The 15,707-nt window shown below is 37.7% G+C and carries 18 protein-coding genes, 1 tRNA gene and 1 pseudogene; 11 read left to right on the top strand and 9 right to left on the bottom strand.

Translation table 11 applies throughout. From position 1 onward, the window contains the following. Positions 1 to 6 precede the first annotated feature (6 nt). Complete coding sequence (locus LGQ90_RS00840; protein WP_229337162.1) at positions 7 to 1,278, bottom strand: sensor histidine kinase; 1,272 nt, start codon at positions 1,276 to 1,278, stop codon at positions 7 to 9. After that, on the bottom strand, positions 1,275 to 1,952 hold the full coding sequence (locus tag LGQ90_RS00835; RefSeq protein WP_229337160.1) for a response regulator transcription factor: 678 nt from the start codon (positions 1,950 to 1,952) through the stop codon (positions 1,275 to 1,277). Before LGQ90_RS00835 ends, LGQ90_RS00840 begins: the two co-directional genes overlap by 4 nt. 317 nt (positions 1,953 to 2,269) lie before the next feature. Here LGQ90_RS00835 and LGQ90_RS00830 point away from each other — a divergent pair, with 317 nt between their 5' ends. Continuing rightward, positions 2,270 to 2,635, top strand: coding sequence for a DoxX family membrane protein (locus LGQ90_RS00830; protein ID WP_229337158.1), 366 nt, complete (start codon positions 2,270 to 2,272; stop codon positions 2,633 to 2,635). Positions 2,636 to 2,652: 17 nt separating this feature from the next. On the opposite strand, the gene LGQ90_RS00825 is transcribed toward LGQ90_RS00830, so the two are convergent. The 7 genes and pseudogenes from LGQ90_RS00825 to LGQ90_RS00795 all read right to left on the bottom strand — a co-directional run bounded on the left by LGQ90_RS00825 (position 2,653) and on the right by LGQ90_RS00795 (position 5,836). Continuing rightward, complete coding sequence (locus LGQ90_RS00825; RefSeq protein ID WP_229337156.1) at positions 2,653 to 3,225, bottom strand: TMEM175 family protein; 573 nt, start codon at positions 3,223 to 3,225, stop codon at positions 2,653 to 2,655. Positions 3,226 to 3,239: 14 nt separating this feature from the next. Beyond that, a pseudogene (locus LGQ90_RS00820) lies at positions 3,240 to 3,344 on the bottom strand (pirin family protein); the annotation flags it as partial. Positions 3,345 to 3,423: 79 nt separating this feature from the next. Next, positions 3,424 to 4,302 carry a pirin family protein gene (locus tag LGQ90_RS00815; RefSeq protein WP_229337146.1) on the bottom strand — a complete coding sequence of 293 codons (879 nt, stop codon included), beginning with the start codon at positions 4,300 to 4,302 and terminating at the stop codon, positions 3,424 to 3,426. A gap of 45 nt (positions 4,303 to 4,347) precedes the next feature. Then, a complete protein-coding gene (locus tag LGQ90_RS00810; RefSeq protein WP_229337137.1) occupies positions 4,348 to 4,635 on the bottom strand; it encodes a GNAT family N-acetyltransferase in 288 nt (95 codons plus the stop codon). 71 nt (positions 4,636 to 4,706) lie between these two features. Further along, positions 4,707 to 5,288, bottom strand: coding sequence for a Crp/Fnr family transcriptional regulator (locus tag LGQ90_RS00805; protein ID WP_229337135.1), 582 nt, complete (start codon positions 5,286 to 5,288; stop codon positions 4,707 to 4,709). Between the two features lie 245 nt (positions 5,289 to 5,533). Beyond that, positions 5,534 to 5,608: transfer RNA gene (locus tag LGQ90_RS00800), tRNA-Pro, on the bottom strand. Next, positions 5,594 to 5,836, bottom strand: a complete 243-nt coding sequence (locus tag LGQ90_RS00795) for a GIY-YIG nuclease family protein (protein ID WP_229337133.1) — start codon at positions 5,834 to 5,836, stop codon at positions 5,594 to 5,596. The genes LGQ90_RS00800 and LGQ90_RS00795 overlap by 15 nt, the downstream gene beginning before the upstream one ends. Before the next feature lie 196 nt (positions 5,837 to 6,032). Between LGQ90_RS00795 and LGQ90_RS00790 the strand changes: the two genes are divergently transcribed. The 10 genes from LGQ90_RS00790 (at position 6,033) to LGQ90_RS00745 (ending at position 15,706) form a co-directional block, all read left to right on the top strand. Further along, positions 6,033 to 7,226 (top strand): PQQ-dependent sugar dehydrogenase, encoded by a 1,194-nt coding sequence (locus LGQ90_RS00790; protein ID WP_229337132.1) that lies wholly within the window; start codon positions 6,033 to 6,035, stop codon positions 7,224 to 7,226. 2 nt (positions 7,227 to 7,228) lie between these two features. Further along, positions 7,229 to 7,696, top strand: a complete 468-nt coding sequence (locus LGQ90_RS00785) for a c-type cytochrome (RefSeq protein WP_229337130.1) — start codon at positions 7,229 to 7,231, stop codon at positions 7,694 to 7,696. 144 nt (positions 7,697 to 7,840) lie between these two features. Next, positions 7,841 to 8,449: a uridine kinase gene (udk, locus tag LGQ90_RS00780; protein WP_229337128.1), complete on the top strand. Its 609-nt coding sequence runs from the start codon at positions 7,841 to 7,843 to the stop codon at positions 8,447 to 8,449. Positions 8,450 to 8,467: 18 nt separating this feature from the next. Continuing rightward, complete coding sequence (locus LGQ90_RS00775; RefSeq protein WP_229337126.1) at positions 8,468 to 8,782, top strand: FtsB family cell division protein; 315 nt, start codon at positions 8,468 to 8,470, stop codon at positions 8,780 to 8,782. A 36-nt stretch (positions 8,783 to 8,818) separates the two neighbouring features. Further along, positions 8,819 to 10,222, top strand: a complete 1,404-nt coding sequence (locus tag LGQ90_RS00770) for a methylmalonyl-CoA mutase subunit beta (protein ID WP_229337124.1) — start codon at positions 8,819 to 8,821, stop codon at positions 10,220 to 10,222. An 11-nt stretch (positions 10,223 to 10,233) separates the two neighbouring features. Beyond that, positions 10,234 to 12,366, top strand: coding sequence for a methylmalonyl-CoA mutase (gene scpA, locus LGQ90_RS00765; RefSeq protein ID WP_229337122.1), 2,133 nt, complete (start codon positions 10,234 to 10,236; stop codon positions 12,364 to 12,366). Between the two features lie 31 nt (positions 12,367 to 12,397). After that, positions 12,398 to 13,279 (top strand): SDR family oxidoreductase, encoded by an 882-nt coding sequence (locus tag LGQ90_RS00760; RefSeq protein ID WP_229337120.1) that lies wholly within the window; start codon positions 12,398 to 12,400, stop codon positions 13,277 to 13,279. A gap of 174 nt (positions 13,280 to 13,453) precedes the next feature. Continuing rightward, positions 13,454 to 14,215 (top strand): ParA family protein, encoded by a 762-nt coding sequence (locus LGQ90_RS00755; protein WP_229337118.1) that lies wholly within the window; start codon positions 13,454 to 13,456, stop codon positions 14,213 to 14,215. A 5-nt stretch (positions 14,216 to 14,220) separates the two neighbouring features. Next, positions 14,221 to 15,126 carry a ParB/RepB/Spo0J family partition protein gene (locus tag LGQ90_RS00750; protein WP_229337116.1) on the top strand — a complete coding sequence of 302 codons (906 nt, stop codon included), beginning with the start codon at positions 14,221 to 14,223 and terminating at the stop codon, positions 15,124 to 15,126. Continuing rightward, positions 15,116 to 15,706, top strand: a complete 591-nt coding sequence (locus LGQ90_RS00745) for a DUF5683 domain-containing protein (RefSeq protein ID WP_229337114.1) — start codon at positions 15,116 to 15,118, stop codon at positions 15,704 to 15,706. Before LGQ90_RS00750 ends, LGQ90_RS00745 begins: the two co-directional genes overlap by 11 nt. The last annotated feature ends 1 nt before the right edge of the window (position 15,707 follow it).

Genomic DNA, 15,707 nt, shown 5'->3' with positions numbered 1-15,707 from the left:
ATTTATTTATTTGTGCTGAGGAAAATCTATTTTGAAGATGTGAGCATCTCCAAAAGTATAGGAAAGTTCCAGTTGATAAAGCTCTGCAATGGCTCTGGAAATCGCCAGCCCCAGTCCTGAAGAATGTGAATTATCTTTCACTTTTTGAAAACGCGCGAAGAGATCTTTTTCTATCAAAGCAATTTTTCCCGGATTCGAAATTTGCCATTTTCCGGAAGTGATCCTGATCTTAATTTTCCCTGAATCAGCATTATGAAGGATCGCATTTTTAATAAGGTTTGTCAATAAGATCTGGGCCAGATCGGGATTTATTGAAAAATTAAGCTCATCGATACTTTCAATCTCAATTTCAATATTTCTATGTATCAGAAGGTCCTCAAAATCGGCCACAATGCTTTGGGTTAACTCATTGAAATTAATTTCATCCACATTTGGAAACTGCTTATTCTCAATTTTTGACAATAATAATAATGACTGATTAAACCTGGAGAGTCGTTCCAGATTTTCGATAACAGAGATTATTCTATTAGCCTGGGATTCCTCAAGTCCATTATCTTCCAGCAATAATTCAAGTTTATTGATGCTTATCGCAATGGGAGTTTGTAACTCATGGGATGCATTTTCAATAAATTGTTTCTGACTGCGATAGCTTTTAACCGATTTGCTTATTAAAGTTTGAATATTCTCATTTAGGATGTTGAATTCTTCAATTTTCGAGTCTGGTAGTTCTATCTCCGTATCATTTTCAATTTTAAATTTCCGAAGATTGCCGATGAGTTTATAAAATGGATTCCAGACTTTTTTCAAAATCAGATTATTCAGGATGATAATACTGAAGATCAAACCAAGATATAACCAGATGATTGAAAAAAGAAGATCTTCTATAAGATCATCTTCTTCTACCATAGAAGTTATGATTTTTACCTTATAATATTCATCTCCCTTTTTAAAAACACTTTCAAGCAAACGTACAGGTTCATAATCTTTCTCATTTTGCATATACATTAATGTATCGCGATAAGAATCCTTGAAACCCAATGCCGATCTTTCGCTAATACTATATAATGTGTAATAGCCATCTCCGAATTCGGGTTTAATATTGATCGCATCCTGCTGTTTTGAATTTCTAATTACCAGCATCTTCTGGTTTTCCAGTCCGTCATCCATGCTGTCATAGATCTCATCCAGCATCTGAAAGTAAAAAATAACCGCCCAACCTGTTAGAACAAAAAACAGGAGAAAGGCGAAATATTTAGAAGTATAATTGAGTAATTTCAAGTTAAAGTAAGTTTATAACCAATTCCATACACAGCTTTGATTTCCACCTCTGCCCTAACGTCTTTGAGCTTTTTTCTTAAGTTCTTTATCTGAGAATAAATGAATTCAAAACTATCAGCCTGATCTATGTGATCTCCCCAAACATGCTCTGCGAGGGCAGATTTACTGACCAATCTATTCTGGTTGGTTGCCAGATATGTTAGAATATCGAATTCTTTTCGATTTAATTCCATCTCTCCATACCCGGTTTGTGCGATATGTTTTTCAGTATCTATACTTATATTTCCAATTTTCAGAAGCTCACTCCCGTCAAACTTTTTTCTTCGTAGCAGCGCCTTTACACGGGCGTTCAACTCTGCCATATGAAATGGTTTCGCAATATAATCATCAGCTCCGGTATTCAATCCGGTAATGCGGTCATCTACAGAATTTCTCGCGGAAACTATAATCACTCCTTCTGTCTTTTCATTCTCCTTTAGAAAATTAAGGATCTCCATTCCGCTGCCATCAGGCAGATTTATATCCAGTAATATACAGTCATAATCATATACCCCCACCTTTGAAATAGCAGCATTGAGATCGCTGGCAGTTTCTACAAGGTAATTCTCTTTTACGAGAGTTTCCTGCATATTCTGAAGCATATCTTTTTCATCCTCTATGATAAGAATTTTCATATGTGGATATTTATTGATTTTACAATTCGCATATCTTCACTGGTGTTCGCATTATATTCCTGTTATACTCATTTCATAAGTTTAAATATAGCGAGTTAAAATAGAAGTGAAAGCTGGAAAGAATTGGGAATATGAGAAAAATCACAGTTTATTGAAAATATAAATATGTGTTGAAAAGATGCCCGGGCTTTATTTAGTCGGGTTCAGAATAAATTACAGACATTAGATAAAGCCTGTAGTCCACTAATTTATATTTATAGATACAGGAAATATATTCTTAAAATCCAGTATCTTCAAAACTACAACCACGAAATTAAATGATAAAACAGGTACTCCTCATACTACTGGGAATTTTCTTTCTCATCAATGGCATCAATCACTTTTTTAATTCAAAAATCATTGAAGAATACGCGGAAAAAAGAAGTTTGTTAGCTTCTAAATTAATGGTGAAGTTAAGCGGGATATTTTTATGTCTCGGCGGATTAAGTTTAATTTCCGGCTACTTTTTGCTTTTTGGTCTTGGAGCATTGTGCTTGTTTTTAGTTATTGCTTCGTTCACAATACATAAATTCTGGGCAATAAAAGACAGGGAAATTATGATGCTTGAATCCATGCATTTCGCCAAGAACTGGGCTATAATTTTTGAATTACTCTATATTGGGGATTCGATGATAGAAATATAGACTATTAAACAAGCTTCCTAAATTGAAAATTTTTCTAAACGTTTGTCTGGTACGATCCATAAAATTGCGACTATTATAAAACAGGCTATGGATATCCAGGAATTAAAGAACGCCACAGGTATAGCAAGAACATAAATTATTATGGACAGATATTCTTTAGTACCTCGCTGCGTGATCTTTTTTAAAGGAGAGTTTTCGTCATGAAATTTTATAAGTTCAATTTCCAGTAGCCAGTAGGCAATTGCCGACATTAGCAATATGAATGCATATAAGGCAATGGGTTCACTCACCTCATAATTTTCTCCAACCCAGCTTGTCGCAAAAGGAATGAGGGACAACCAGAAGAGAAGATGTAAATTAGCCCATAGAATCTTACCGTTAACTTTTTGAGTGGCCTGTAAGAGATGGTGGTGATTATTCCAGTAGATTCCCAGATAGATGAAACTCAATAGATAACTAAGAAATACCGGAAATACATCCAGCAAAGCTTTTAAGTTAGTTTCCTCGGGAGCTTTCATTTCCAGCACCATGATCGTGATCACAATGGCGAGCACTCCGTCACTAAATGCTTCCAGTCTGCCTGTTTTCATCTCATTTTAACTTGAAAGGTACCTATCATTCTTTTCTCCCTGAATGGCAATAGCCTACCCACCAGGAAATTTCCAATGTTGGCTGCTCTTTCAGGCACGATAGTTTTTATATTTGACATAAACAGATATTCCTGAAATTTAAAATGGAATAGCCAGAATGAAGTTATTCCGGCTATTTCCATCTATTCCAGTTATTAATTAATCTTCAAGATAACCGAATTTTCCCATATTAAAATCATTTATGGCCTCAAGAATTTCCTGTTTTGTATTCATTACGAAAGGTCCTTGGGCTGCAATAGGTTCTTTGATAGGTTCTCCACTTATTATTAAAACAACCGCGTTTTCTAGCGCTTCTATGCTAAAAGTTTCCCCGGCATTCTCAAACAGTACAAAATGATCGGTATTTGCGACTTCCAGATCATTCACCTTTATGCTACCCTCAATGACCAGGGCGCCCGTATTATACTCTGCGGGAAAAGAAAATTCTGCCTTTGCTCCTTTATTTAATATGGCATTAGACATATGTAAAGGTGTAAAAGTACTTGCAGGTCCTATAACATCTTTAAAATCACCAGCAATAACTTCAATGGTACCTCCATCATTTGGCAATTGATAGGTCCCCATTCTATCCTTGGAAATAGCCTGATACTTTGGTTTGGACATCTTATCTTTTGCCGGGAGATTCACCCATAATTGAACCATTTGAAAATCGCCACCTTTCCTGCTAAATTCTTCCTCATGATATTCTTTATGAAGAACTCCTGAAGCGGCAGTCATCCATTGAACGTCCCCTTCACCAATAATTCCGCCGCCTCCGCTGCTATCATGGTGGGCTACTTTTCCTTTGTAAGCGATCGTAACCGTTTCAAAACCCCTGTGCGGATGCACTCCTACTCCCTTTGGCTTATCAGAGGGTGGAAAATTGAATTTGGAGTTATAATCCAGGAAAATAAATGGGCTCATGCGCTCCATATCCATTCTAAATCCACTGGGAATAAAGTTATGAACTCTGAATCCATCTCCTACAAAGTGCGGAGCACGTGGACTTGCGATCAATTCTATATTTTTTGTATTCATCACTATTAAATTTATAATTGAAATCTAAATTCTTTAAACCTATTTTCAGTTCTCGTGGAACAATGAAATAGCCTGATACTCCTCATGTTTATCTATATATGCTTTAATAAAAGGACAATAAGGTTTTACCTTTAAGTGCTTGTCTTTAGCATATTCCAGGACATTTTTAGCTAAAAAACTTCCTATTCCTTTTCCACTTAGTTCCCTGGGAACTTCAGTATGAATAAAGCTTATTTCGTCTTTATGAAGTTTATAATCTACGAAAGCGACCAGATCCTGGTGTGTGACCTCGAATCTGTTTTTTTCAACATTTTGATGTAATGTGTATGGCATGGCTTCTAATATTTACTACAAACTTAGAAGATACCACCTTAATCTCTCTTGATCTATGGTAAGAAATGCAATTAGGTATTGCTTGCTAGGTCACGGCGAACTCTGCTTAGGCTTTCCGGAGTAATTCCCAGATAAGAAGCGACCATCCACTGGGGTATGCGCAGCTGTAGATCAGGATATAATTTAATGAATTCCATGTACCTCTTTTTAGCGGAAGCACTTAGGAGCAGGTTAATCCGCTGGTTTAAATGTCGTATGTGGTTGTGAAGTAAAATCTCATTGTTTTTGCTGAAATTAGGACTTAATTCGGCAATCTTTCTGAAGATTTCTTCATCCATGGGAATTAGTATGGAATCTTCAATAGCTTCAATATAAAATTTCGAAGGTTCTTTAAAGAAAACACTATCACGATCGCTCAACAACCAGTTTTCAGAAGCAAACTGTAGTATATGTTCCTTTCCATTTTCTGAAAGAGAATACAATCGAAACAGACCTTTTTCCACAAAAAACGTATGCTGGCATATCTCGCCCGGTTTTAACAGAAAAGTTCCCGAAGAGATATATTTCTCTTGGACCAACTCAGGAATTAAAGCGACGTCCGGTTCCTTTACATGAAACTTTTCGATTAAATACTGGGTGAAGTTTTGAAACATGCTGCTATTGAAAGTTATGATGCACTAAAGTTAAAACTGCGCAAACCAATCGAGGCATAAATAATTGATTTTTATCCACGAAAATTAATTAACGAGAATAGTTATCGAAGGTAAAGAAATGAGATTAAAAAAGAATTTACGGAAGCACGGGAAGTTATAAAAGATCAGATAGAATGGTACAAAATAAAAAAACACTGAAAATCAAGAGATTAACAGTGTTTTGTATCCACTTATGAGGTGGTTCGTCGGGGTGGCAGGATTCGAACCTGCGGCCTCCTGCTCCCAAAGCAGGCGCGATAACCGGGCTACGCTACACCCCGATGGTCATCTATATATCGTTTTGCACCTCGTTTTTTAATTTTCGACTCTAAAAGTACTGCTTCAGATCGATTTAAAACTTCCATGCACAAAACAATTTTCCAGGGTAATCCATGCTTAGTAGATTTTACTCTCCCTGAATTGTGTCTTTTCAATCTTTCTATGATATCTGTAGTCTGACCTACATAATATCTTGAACTTTTTTCGCTAAAAAGAATGTATACAAACATTTCCTTTTTCACTTAGGCTTCGGCGACCTTCCCGCTTCAGGCGGGACGCGATAACCGGGCTACGCTACACCCCGAAAATGATCTTTCAACCATTATTGGGCGGCAAATATAAGAATTATTCATCTCCCGCAATGAAAACTTTTAATTTTTTATATCTTAGTTCGCTTAATGCTTTTAATACCCTTAATTTTATTCTATGAAAAGATTTTTAATGGTTTCGGGACTTGCTTTGAGTCTAATTGCCTGTGGTGAGAATGATACTAATTCTGATAAGGCGCAGGTCGAAGAAAATGTGGAAGAAACTGGAGAAGAACAAACTCAGGAACCCACTGAAGTTCCGGATCCTATTCCTGCCGAAAGTTCAGATAAGTATTCTTATGAAATGGTGGTAGAAGGCCTTAAGATCCCATGGGGCTTTACTTTTCTACCCGATGACAGTATGCTTATTACTGAAAAGAATGGTGATATTATTCATTTTAAGGACGGTAAGAAAACTGAAATTCAGGGAGGACCAGAAGTTTATGATCGTGGCCAGGGCGGATTATTAGATGTAGTTATACATCCAGATTACGAAAGCAATGCTTGGATCTATTTCAGTTATGCTTCAAAAGAAGGTGAAGGAGATGGCGGTAATACTGCCTTGATGCGCACTAAATTAGAAGGCAATCAACTCACAAATAAAGAGGTTCTTTATAAAGCTTCCCCAAATACTACTAAAGGACAGCATTTTGGTTCAAGGATCGCTTTTGATAAAGAGGGGTATTTATATTTCAGTGCCGGGGAACGTGGGGAACGCGATGTTAATCCGCAAGATATTACCCGTGATAATGGGAAGGTTTATAGATTGAATGATGATGGAAGTATACCTTCAGATAATCCATTTGCTGGACAGGAAAATGCGGTAGAAGCCATTTATTCTTATGGTCATCGTAATCCTCAGGGAATGATTTTGAATCCTGAAACCGGTGAGATCTGGGTACATGAGCATGGCCCAAAGGGCGGAGATGAAATAAATGTAGTTAAAAAAGGAGCTAATTATGGCTGGCCCGTAGTGACCTATGGTGAAAACTATAGCGGTACCTCAATTACAGACGAAAGGTCTAAACCAGATATGGAAGATCCTATCTTCTATTGGTTGCCTTCTATCGCTCCAAGTGGATTTGCCTATGTTACTTCAGATAAGTTTCCCGAATTAAAAGGTAATCTTTTGGTAGGCTCTCTAAAATTTCAATACCTGGAACTTTTGGAACTTGACGGTAAAAAGATCAAAAAAAGAATTAAATTGCTGGAAGACTCTGGAAGAATGAGAGATGTTAGACAGGGACCCGACGGAAATATCTATGTAGCCATAGAAGGAAAAGGAATTGCTAAACTAACTAACAAACAATAAAAATGAGAAAGTTGCTTTTTATTTTCGGCCTAATTGCACTGGTCGCTTGCAAATCAGACAAAAAGGAAAATGATAAAGAAGAAGAATCTTATGTGATTCCGTCTTCAGAAAAATCCAGCGAAAAAACCCCGCTTACTGCAAGTATAGAAAGAGGAAAAGTTATCTATAATGATCTTTGCGTTACCTGTCACCTGCCTAACGGAAAAGGTATTGCGGGAACCTACCCTCCCCTGGATGGCTCAAACTGGCTTACTGAAAAAAGGGAAGAAAGCATACGAGGAGTGAAATACGGGATGCAAGGACCTATTGAAGTTAATGGAGAAAAATATGATAATATTATGACCCCGATGGGACTGAGCGATAAGGAAGTGGCAGACGCTATGAATTACGTAATGAACTCCTGGAGCAATAATATAAAGGATATGGTTACAGAAGAGGAAGTGGCCGCTATTCAAGAAGCGACTGAATAACTTTCTTTTCACCTTCAAAACATAAACCGGACTATATTTAGTTCGGTTTTTTTATTTTGATTGAATTCATTTTTATAGAATTCAAGCTGAAATGTTCAAAAAGTTTTTAAAAACTAGTATTACCTTTGCGCAAATTTTAACTCTATGCTTATAATTGGTATTGCCGGTGGTACGGGAAGCGGGAAAACTACGGTAGTAAATCAGATCACCGAAGAACTAAAACACGAAGAAGTAGATGTAATTTCACAGGACTCTTATTATCAGGATACTTCGCACCTTTCTTTTGAAGACCGAAAAAAGATAAATTTTGATCATCCCAAATCAATCGACTTTGAACTTCTAGCGGAACATTTAATAGAATTAAGATCTGGAAATAACATTCAACAGCCGGTTTATTCTTTTAAAGAACACAATAGAACTGGTGAAACCATAGAGATAAAACCCAGAAAGGTAGTGATCGTTGAAGGGATTCTCATTTTAACCCATCCTGAAATTCGAGAATTATTTGATATTAAGATCTACGTTCATGCTGATAGTGATGAAAGACTGATTCGCAGATTAAAGCGCGATATTGCAGAACGTGGTCGTGATCTGGAAGAAGTGCTATGGAGATATCAAACTACTTTAAAGCCAATGCACCAGCAATTTATAGAACCAACTAAAGAGTTCGCAGATATCATTATTCCTACCAATCGTTACAATACGGTTGCTGTTGATATCGTTCAGACTATAATCAAAGATCGCTTAACCTAATTTTGTATATTTAAGCATATGAAATTTAAAGACCTGCGTAATAAACCCTGGTTCAGATTTATGAGTAACAAATATGTACTGATAAGTTTGGTATTTATGGGGTGGATGTTCTTCCTCGACACCAATTCATGGTTTATTCATCATGAACTGGATCAGGAAATAGATGAATTGCAGGACAACAAGAATTATTATCAAACGGAAATAGCGAAAGATAAGGCGGTCATTGAAAAGCTTCAGGATTCGGTAGAACTTGAAAAATTCGCCCGGCAAAAATATTATATGAAAAGGGCCGATGAAGATATTTATATTATCGAATATGATACTGTAAACTAAAGCTTCGCCAAACTTTCCCCTCAAAATCAACTAATAATGAAAGAATTGTTATTTCAGGACTTTGAAGAAGTTTCTGCAAAACAATGGAAACAAAAGATCCAGGCAGATCTCAAGGGTGCAGATTATAACGAGAAACTCGTCACTAAAACGCTCCACGGTATAAATATAAAACCTTTCTATTCTTCTGAAGATGTAGAAGAGACCTTAAAAGTTTCAAATCCTGCACACTGGAATATTTGCGAGAAAATATATGTTACTTCAGAAGAACACGCCAATAAAAAAGCTTTGGAGAAACTTCAGAAAGGTACCGAAGCCATCTGGTTTATTTTACCTTCTAAAGAAATCGATTGCGCTGAATTATTAAATAAGCTTCCTGAAGATATTTCGATTTATTTAGAACCTGAATTTCTTGACTCAGAATATATTCAGGAACTGGATAGAATAATTTCAGACAAAAAATTAAAGATCTTTCTCCAGACAGATATTATCGGTAAACTTGCCAGAACTGGAAATTGGTTCGACAATCTAAAGTCAGACCACGAAGAACTTGATAAAATCATCAAGAATTCCAAAAATTTTGAATCGCTTGTAAGCATTAATCTTGGCTTATTCCAAAATGCCGGGGCAAATATTCCACAGCAACTGGCTTATTCCATCGCCCAGGCTACAGAATATTTTAATGATTTAGCTGAATTGGATCTTTCAGATGATTTTAAAAAAGAATTCAAATTTCAATTTAAAGTTTCTACAGGCTCAGATTATTTCTTTGAAATTTCAAAGATCAGAGCACTTAGATGGTTATTTGCCACGGTCGCAAAAGAGTTTGGATTTAACACAACCTGTCACGTGATCGCACAACCAACAAAACGTACTAAGACTTTATATGATTTCAATGTGAATTTGCTGCGTACCACTACCGAAAGTATGAGTGCGATCCTTGGAGGAGCCGATGCTATTTGCAATATGCCGTACGATGCGATATATCATAAAGACAATGAGTTTGGCGATCGAATTGCGCGAAACCAATTGTTGATCATGAGAAATGAAAGCTATCTGGATAAGGTAGGGAATGTTGCTGAAGGTACTTACTACATTGAATCTCTTACTAAACAACTTGCGGAAAAAGCCTTAGAGATTTTCAAGGAAATTGAAAAAGCTGGTGGATTTCTCAAAGAGTTAAAAGCGGGAATTATTCAGAAGAAATTAAAGGAAAGCGCTGCGGAAGAACAGGAAAAATTCAACAATGGAGATCTTATTCTTATAGGAACCAATAAGTTTGAAAATCCACAGGACAGAATGCAGGATGATATTGAACTTTATCCTTTTCTGAAAAGAAATCCCAGAAAGACTTTACTGGAACCCATACTTGAAAAACGGCTGAGTGAAGAGAGTGAACAACAGAGATTAGAAGAAGAAAAACAAAGCCAGCCAACCCAATAAAATCAAGATTTATGCAACGCAAAGATCTTCAAAATATAAGCCTTGCCGAAAAGGATTTCTCTAATAGAAAACCGGAATCGGAAAAGGAAACTTTTAAGACGCCCGAGGAAATAGAGATCAAAACCTCGTATTCCAAAGAAGATATTTCAGAAGCTGAACATCTAAATTTTGCTGCAGGAATTCCACCTTATCTACGTGGACCTTACAGCACTATGTATGTAACCCGTCCCTGGACCATCCGTCAATATGCCGGATTTTCTACGGCTGAAGAAAGTAACGCTTTTTACAGAAGAAATCTCGCTGCAGGCCAGAAAGGCCTTTCCGTAGCATTTGATTTGCCTACCCACCGCGGTTATGATTCAGATCATGATCGTGTGGTTGGTGATGTTGGAAAGGCAGGAGTTGCCATCGATTCTGTAGAGGATATGAAGATATTATTCGATCAGATCCCGCTGGATAAAATGTCGGTTTCCATGACCATGAACGGAGCTGTACTTCCTATTATGGCATTTTATATTGTTGCCGCCGAGGAACAGGGGGTAAAACCTGAGTTACTATCGGGAACAATACAGAATGATATCCTGAAGGAATTTATGGTGAGAAATACGTACATCTACCCTCCTACTCCTTCGATGAAGATCATTTCAGACATATTTGAGTATACTTCTCAAAATATGCCAAAATTCAACAGTATAAGTATTTCCGGATATCATATGCAGGAAGCCGGTGCAACCTGTGATATCGAACTTGCATATACATTAGCTGACGGACTGGAATATATAAGAAAAGGTCTGGATGCTGGAATGGATATTGACAGTTTTGCGCCAAGACTTTCATTTTTCTGGGCTATTGGCATGAACCATTTTATGGAGATCGCCAAAATGCGTGCCGGAAGAATGTTATGGGCGAAACTGGTTAAACAATTCAATCCTGAAAATCCTAAATCCCTTTCCTTGAGAACACATTCCCAAACCAGTGGATGGAGTTTAACCGAGCAGGACCCGTTCAATAATGTAGCTAGAACCTGTATTGAAGCAGCCGCAGCAGCTTTTGGTGGAACGCAGAGTTTACATACGAATGCCCTCGATGAAGCAATCGCTCTACCGACAGATTTTTCGGCCAGGATTGCCAGGAATACTCAGTTATATCTACAGCAGGAAACTAATATCACTAAAACGGTAGATCCATGGGCAGGAAGCTTTTATGTAGAAAAACTAACTGAAGAGATCGCTGAAAAAGCATGGGCACTTATTGAAGAAGTCGAAGAGCTTGGGGGGATGACCAAAGCTATTGAAGGCGGAATTCCAAAAATGCGAATTGAAGAAGCTTCCGCAAAAAAACAGGCAAGAATAGATAGCGAGACCGATGTAATTGTTGGGGTTAATAAATACAGACTGGAAAAGGAAGACGAACTGGTTACCCTGGAAGTAGACAACCAAACGGTAAGAAAACAACAGGTTTCCAGGCTTGAAAAAATAAGAGCAGAGAGAAACGAAGAAAAAGTACAACAGACTCTGGAAGATCTAAGAAAGGCTGCTAAAGAAGAAAATGCTAATTTACTGGCACTTGCAGTAGAAGCTGCTCGAGAAAGAGCGAGCCTTGGAGAGATAAGTGATGCTTTAGAGGATGTTTATGGAAGATATAAAGCCAAAATCCAATCCTTTAGTGGAGTATATTCAAAAGAAATGAAAGATAATAGTTCATTTAAAAAAGCCAGGGAACTGGCAGATAAATTTGCTGAGATAGACGGTCGAAGACCAAGGATCATGGTTGCTAAAATGGGACAGGATGGTCACGATCGAGGAGCAAAAGTAGTGGCCACGGGTTACGCCGATCTTGGTTTTGATGTAGACATAGGCCCGTTATTCCAGACTCCTGCAGAAGCAGCTCAGCAGGCAGTAGAAAATGATGTGCATATCCTGGGAGTTTCTTCGCTGGCTGCCGGACATAAAACCCTGGTTCCGCAGGTAATTGATGAGCTTAAAAAACTTGGTAGAGAAGATATTATGGTGATCGTGGGAGGAGTAATTCCTTCACAGGATTATCAATTTCTGTTCGATGCCGGAGCCGTTGCCGTATTTGGTCCCGGAACCAAGATCAGTGATGCAGCAATACAATTGCTGGAAATTTTAATTGACGAGTAAAGATTTAAACTTTCTAAAACCAACCAACAATATGGACTTAAAGAAAAAAATGCTTCGGGACGATGCACTTGAAGGAAAAAATATTATCGTTACCGGTGGTGGTAGCGGACTTGGAAAATCGATGACCAAATATTTCCTGGAATTGGGAGCCAAAGTTGCAATTACTTCCCGAAATATTGAAAAACTGGAAAATACGGTTAAGGAACTTGAAGAAGAGACCGGTGGAAAGTGTTTTGCAGTTCAGTGTGATGTAAGACATTACGATCAGGTTGAAGCAATGCGTGATAAGGTTATTACCGAATTTGGTTCAGTAGATATACTTCTTAATAATGCCGCAGGAAACTTTATCTCACCAACCGAAAGACTAAGTGCCAATGCCTTTGATACCATCATCGACATTGTGCTTAAAGGAAGTAAGAACTGTACCCTGGCTCTAGGTAAACATTGGATCGATCAAAAGGAAGAAAATAAAACCATTCTGAATATTGTAACCACTTACGCCTGGACAGGATCAGCTTATGTTGTTCCCAGTGCTACAGCTAAAGCAGGGGTTCTGGCTATGACCAGGTCACTTGCGGTAGAATGGGCGAAATATGGGATTAGATCGAACGCCATCGCGCCGGGACCATTTCCAACTAAAGGTGCATGGGACAGATTGTTACCTGGAGACTTAAAAGAGAAATTTGACCTGGCTAAAAAAGTTCCGCTTAAACGTGTGGGAGATCACCAGGAACTGGCAAACCTTGCCGCTTACCTGGCTTCAGACTTTTCAGCCTATATGAATGGTGAAGTAGTCACTATAGATGGCGGAGAATGGTTAAAAGGCGCAGGACAATTCAATTTACTGGAAGATGTTCCTGAAGAAATGTGGGATGTGCTGGAGCAAATGATCAAGTCGAAGAAGTCTAATTAGAGCTTCTTTATTCTTCAGTTTTCAACAAAAAACCTTTCGAATAATTTAAATTCCGGTTGAAGTCCCGATAATATTAGGATTTTACCCGGTTTTTTCTTTAGAAGCTGTTAACAATTTCATTTTCTAAACCTATAATAAATTGTATTTTTACCTTTCAAAAATCATACACATTTAATGGGTAAAATCATTGCTATTGCCAACCAAAAGGGAGGCGTGGGAAAAACCACAACATCTGTGAACCTCGCAGCTTCGCTGGGAGTTCTGGAAAAAAAAATATTATTGATTGACGCCGATCCTCAGGCCAATGCTACTTCAGGCCTGGGAATAGATGTTGAAGAGGTAGAGAATGGCACTTATCAGCTGCTGGAACATTCTATCAAAGCTGAAGATGCTATCCTGCAGACCAGCTCTCCAAATCTGGACATTATTCCTGCCCATATAGATCTTGTAGCTATTGAGATTGAATTGGTAGATCAGGAAAACAGAGAGTCCATGCTGAAAAAGGCTATAGAGCCTCTTAGAGATAAATATGACTTCATCTTAATAGACTGTGCTCCTTCTCTTGGATTATTAACCCTGAATGCCCTTACGGCGTCAGATTCTGTTATAATCCCTATACAATGTGAGTATTTTGCACTGGAAGGACTTGGAAAGCTTTTGAACACTATAAAAAGTGTGCAGAAGATCCATAATAATAAACTGGATATTGAAGGCCTTTTATTAACTATGTATGATTCAAGATTAAGACTTTCAAATCAGGTGGTGGAAGAGGTGAAGAAACATTTTGATGAAATGGTTTTTGAAACAATCATTCAGCGAAATGTACGTTTAAGTGAAGCCCCCAGTTATGGAGAAAGCATCATCAATTACGATGCTTCCAGCAAAGGAGCCAGCAATTATCTAAGTCTGGCACATGAAATTATCAAGAAAAACTAACAAAGATGGCCAAGGCTACTAAAAAACAAGCATTAGGACGAGGACTTTCAGCCCTACTGAAAGATCCTGATAATGATATAAAATCTGCTGAAGACAAGAATGCTGACAAGCTAGTTGGTCATATTGTTGAATTAGAGATGTCTTCTATTGAAGTAAATCCTTTTCAGCCAAGAACCAGTTTCAATGAAGATTCTCTGAAAGAATTGGCTTCTTCTATTCGTGAGCTTGGGGTTATTCAGCCAATTACGGTAAGAAAGCTTGATTTTGGTAAATATCAGCTGGTATCTGGTGAAAGAAGATACAGAGCTTCCAAACTGGTAGGTCTGGAAACCATTCCGGCCTATATTAGGATTGCCAACGACCAGGAATCTCTGGAAATGGCTCTTGTAGAGAATATCCAGAGACAGGATCTTGATCCTATTGAAATCTCGTTGTCTTATCAGAGACTTATTGATGAAATTCAATTAACGCAGGAGCAATTAAGTGAAAGAATTGGTAAGAATAGATCTACTATTGCAAATTATCTAAGGCTTTTAAAACTTGATCCTATCATTCAAACAGGAATGCGTGATGGTTTTTTAAGTATGGGCCACGGTAGAGCGCTTATCAATATCGATGATACTCAGAAGCAATTAGAGATTTACGAAAAGATACTTCAGAAATCACTTTCTGTACGGGAAACGGAACAATTAGTTCGGGAATTGAATAGCGATGGAAAATCTTCTCCCGCTTCAACCAAGAAGGCTACCGTTCCTAAAACCTATAAAAAAGGAATAAAAGAATTTAGTGAATATCTGGGGGCAAAAGTGGATGTAAAAGTTACCAAAAAAGGTAGCGGAAAACTAACTATCCCATTTTCTTCGGAAGAAGATTTCGAAAGACTCAAAAAATTAATCCGGGGTGCAGAGTAAAACCAACTTTTTCTTATTCTTTTTTCTGTTCATCATTTCGCTGGTTTCAGCGCAGCAGGACTCACTTGCAGTAACTTCAGAAAAAACTACGGAAGAAGAAGTAAAAGAAAAAGAATACGAGCCTTATAATGCATTGGCTCCTTCCAAAGCAGCATTCTATTCAGCAATATTACCCGGATTAGGACAGGCTTATAATGGCAGTTACTGGAAGATCCCACTTGCCTATGGTGGAATTGGAACCGGGGTATATTTCTATCTAAAAAATGATAAGCAATATGATAGGTATCGGGATGCTTATAAGAATCGGCTGGCCGGAAGACCCGATGAGTTTACAATTAATGGTGTTCAAAGAATCTCAACGGATGGATTGATCAGGGCCCAGGAACTTTTTCAGAAAAACAAAGAAATTTCTATTCTCGTAACTGTTGGGGTTTATATCCTGAATATTGTTGATGCCAACGTAGAGGCTCATTTGAGGCAATTTAATGTAGATGAAGATCTTTCAGTAAAACCGGATCTTGATTACGATGCTTTTTCAGGAAAAACAAATTACGGACTTACACTTAATTATAGATTTTAAA

It is taken from the genome of Christiangramia sediminis (assembly GCF_020552705.1).
GTDB lineage: Bacteria > Bacteroidota > Bacteroidia > Flavobacteriales > Flavobacteriaceae > Christiangramia > Christiangramia sediminis.
This window is presented reverse-complemented; position numbering and strand designations above follow the sequence as displayed.

Excerpts from the sequence above, each read along its gene's own strand:
- LGQ90_RS00825 (WP_229337156.1), bottom strand. The coding sequence starts at position 3,225 with ATGAAAACAGGCAGACTGGAAGCATTTAGTGACGGAGTGCTCGCCATT.
- scpA (WP_229337122.1), top strand. The coding sequence starts at position 10,234 with ATGCAACGCAAAGATCTTCAAAATATAAGCCTTGCCGAAAAGGATTTC.
- LGQ90_RS00750 (WP_229337116.1), top strand. The coding sequence starts at position 14,221 with ATGGCCAAGGCTACTAAAAAACAAGCATTAGGACGAGGACTTTCAGCC.
- LGQ90_RS00790 (WP_229337132.1), top strand. The coding sequence starts at position 6,033 with ATGAAAAGATTTTTAATGGTTTCGGGACTTGCTTTGAGTCTAATTGCC.
- LGQ90_RS00810 (WP_229337137.1), bottom strand. The coding sequence starts at position 4,635 with ATGCCATACACATTACATCAAAATGTTGAAAAAAACAGATTCGAGGTC.
- LGQ90_RS00775 (WP_229337126.1), top strand. The coding sequence starts at position 8,468 with ATGAAATTTAAAGACCTGCGTAATAAACCCTGGTTCAGATTTATGAGT.
- LGQ90_RS00795 (WP_229337133.1), bottom strand. The coding sequence starts at position 5,836 with ATGTTTGTATACATTCTTTTTAGCGAAAAAAGTTCAAGATATTATGTA.
- LGQ90_RS00760 (WP_229337120.1), top strand. The coding sequence starts at position 12,398 with ATGGACTTAAAGAAAAAAATGCTTCGGGACGATGCACTTGAAGGAAAA.
- LGQ90_RS00830 (WP_229337158.1), top strand. The coding sequence starts at position 2,270 with ATGATAAAACAGGTACTCCTCATACTACTGGGAATTTTCTTTCTCATC.
- LGQ90_RS00805 (WP_229337135.1), bottom strand. The coding sequence starts at position 5,288 with ATGTTTCAAAACTTCACCCAGTATTTAATCGAAAAGTTTCATGTAAAG.
- LGQ90_RS00835 (WP_229337160.1), bottom strand. The coding sequence starts at position 1,952 with ATGAAAATTCTTATCATAGAGGATGAAAAAGATATGCTTCAGAATATG.
- LGQ90_RS00815 (WP_229337146.1), bottom strand. The coding sequence starts at position 4,302 with ATGAATACAAAAAATATAGAATTGATCGCAAGTCCACGTGCTCCGCAC.
- udk (WP_229337128.1), top strand. The coding sequence starts at position 7,841 with ATGCTTATAATTGGTATTGCCGGTGGTACGGGAAGCGGGAAAACTACG.
- LGQ90_RS00785 (WP_229337130.1), top strand. The coding sequence starts at position 7,229 with ATGAGAAAGTTGCTTTTTATTTTCGGCCTAATTGCACTGGTCGCTTGC.
- LGQ90_RS00755 (WP_229337118.1), top strand. The coding sequence starts at position 13,454 with ATGGGTAAAATCATTGCTATTGCCAACCAAAAGGGAGGCGTGGGAAAA.
- LGQ90_RS00770 (WP_229337124.1), top strand. The coding sequence starts at position 8,819 with ATGAAAGAATTGTTATTTCAGGACTTTGAAGAAGTTTCTGCAAAACAA.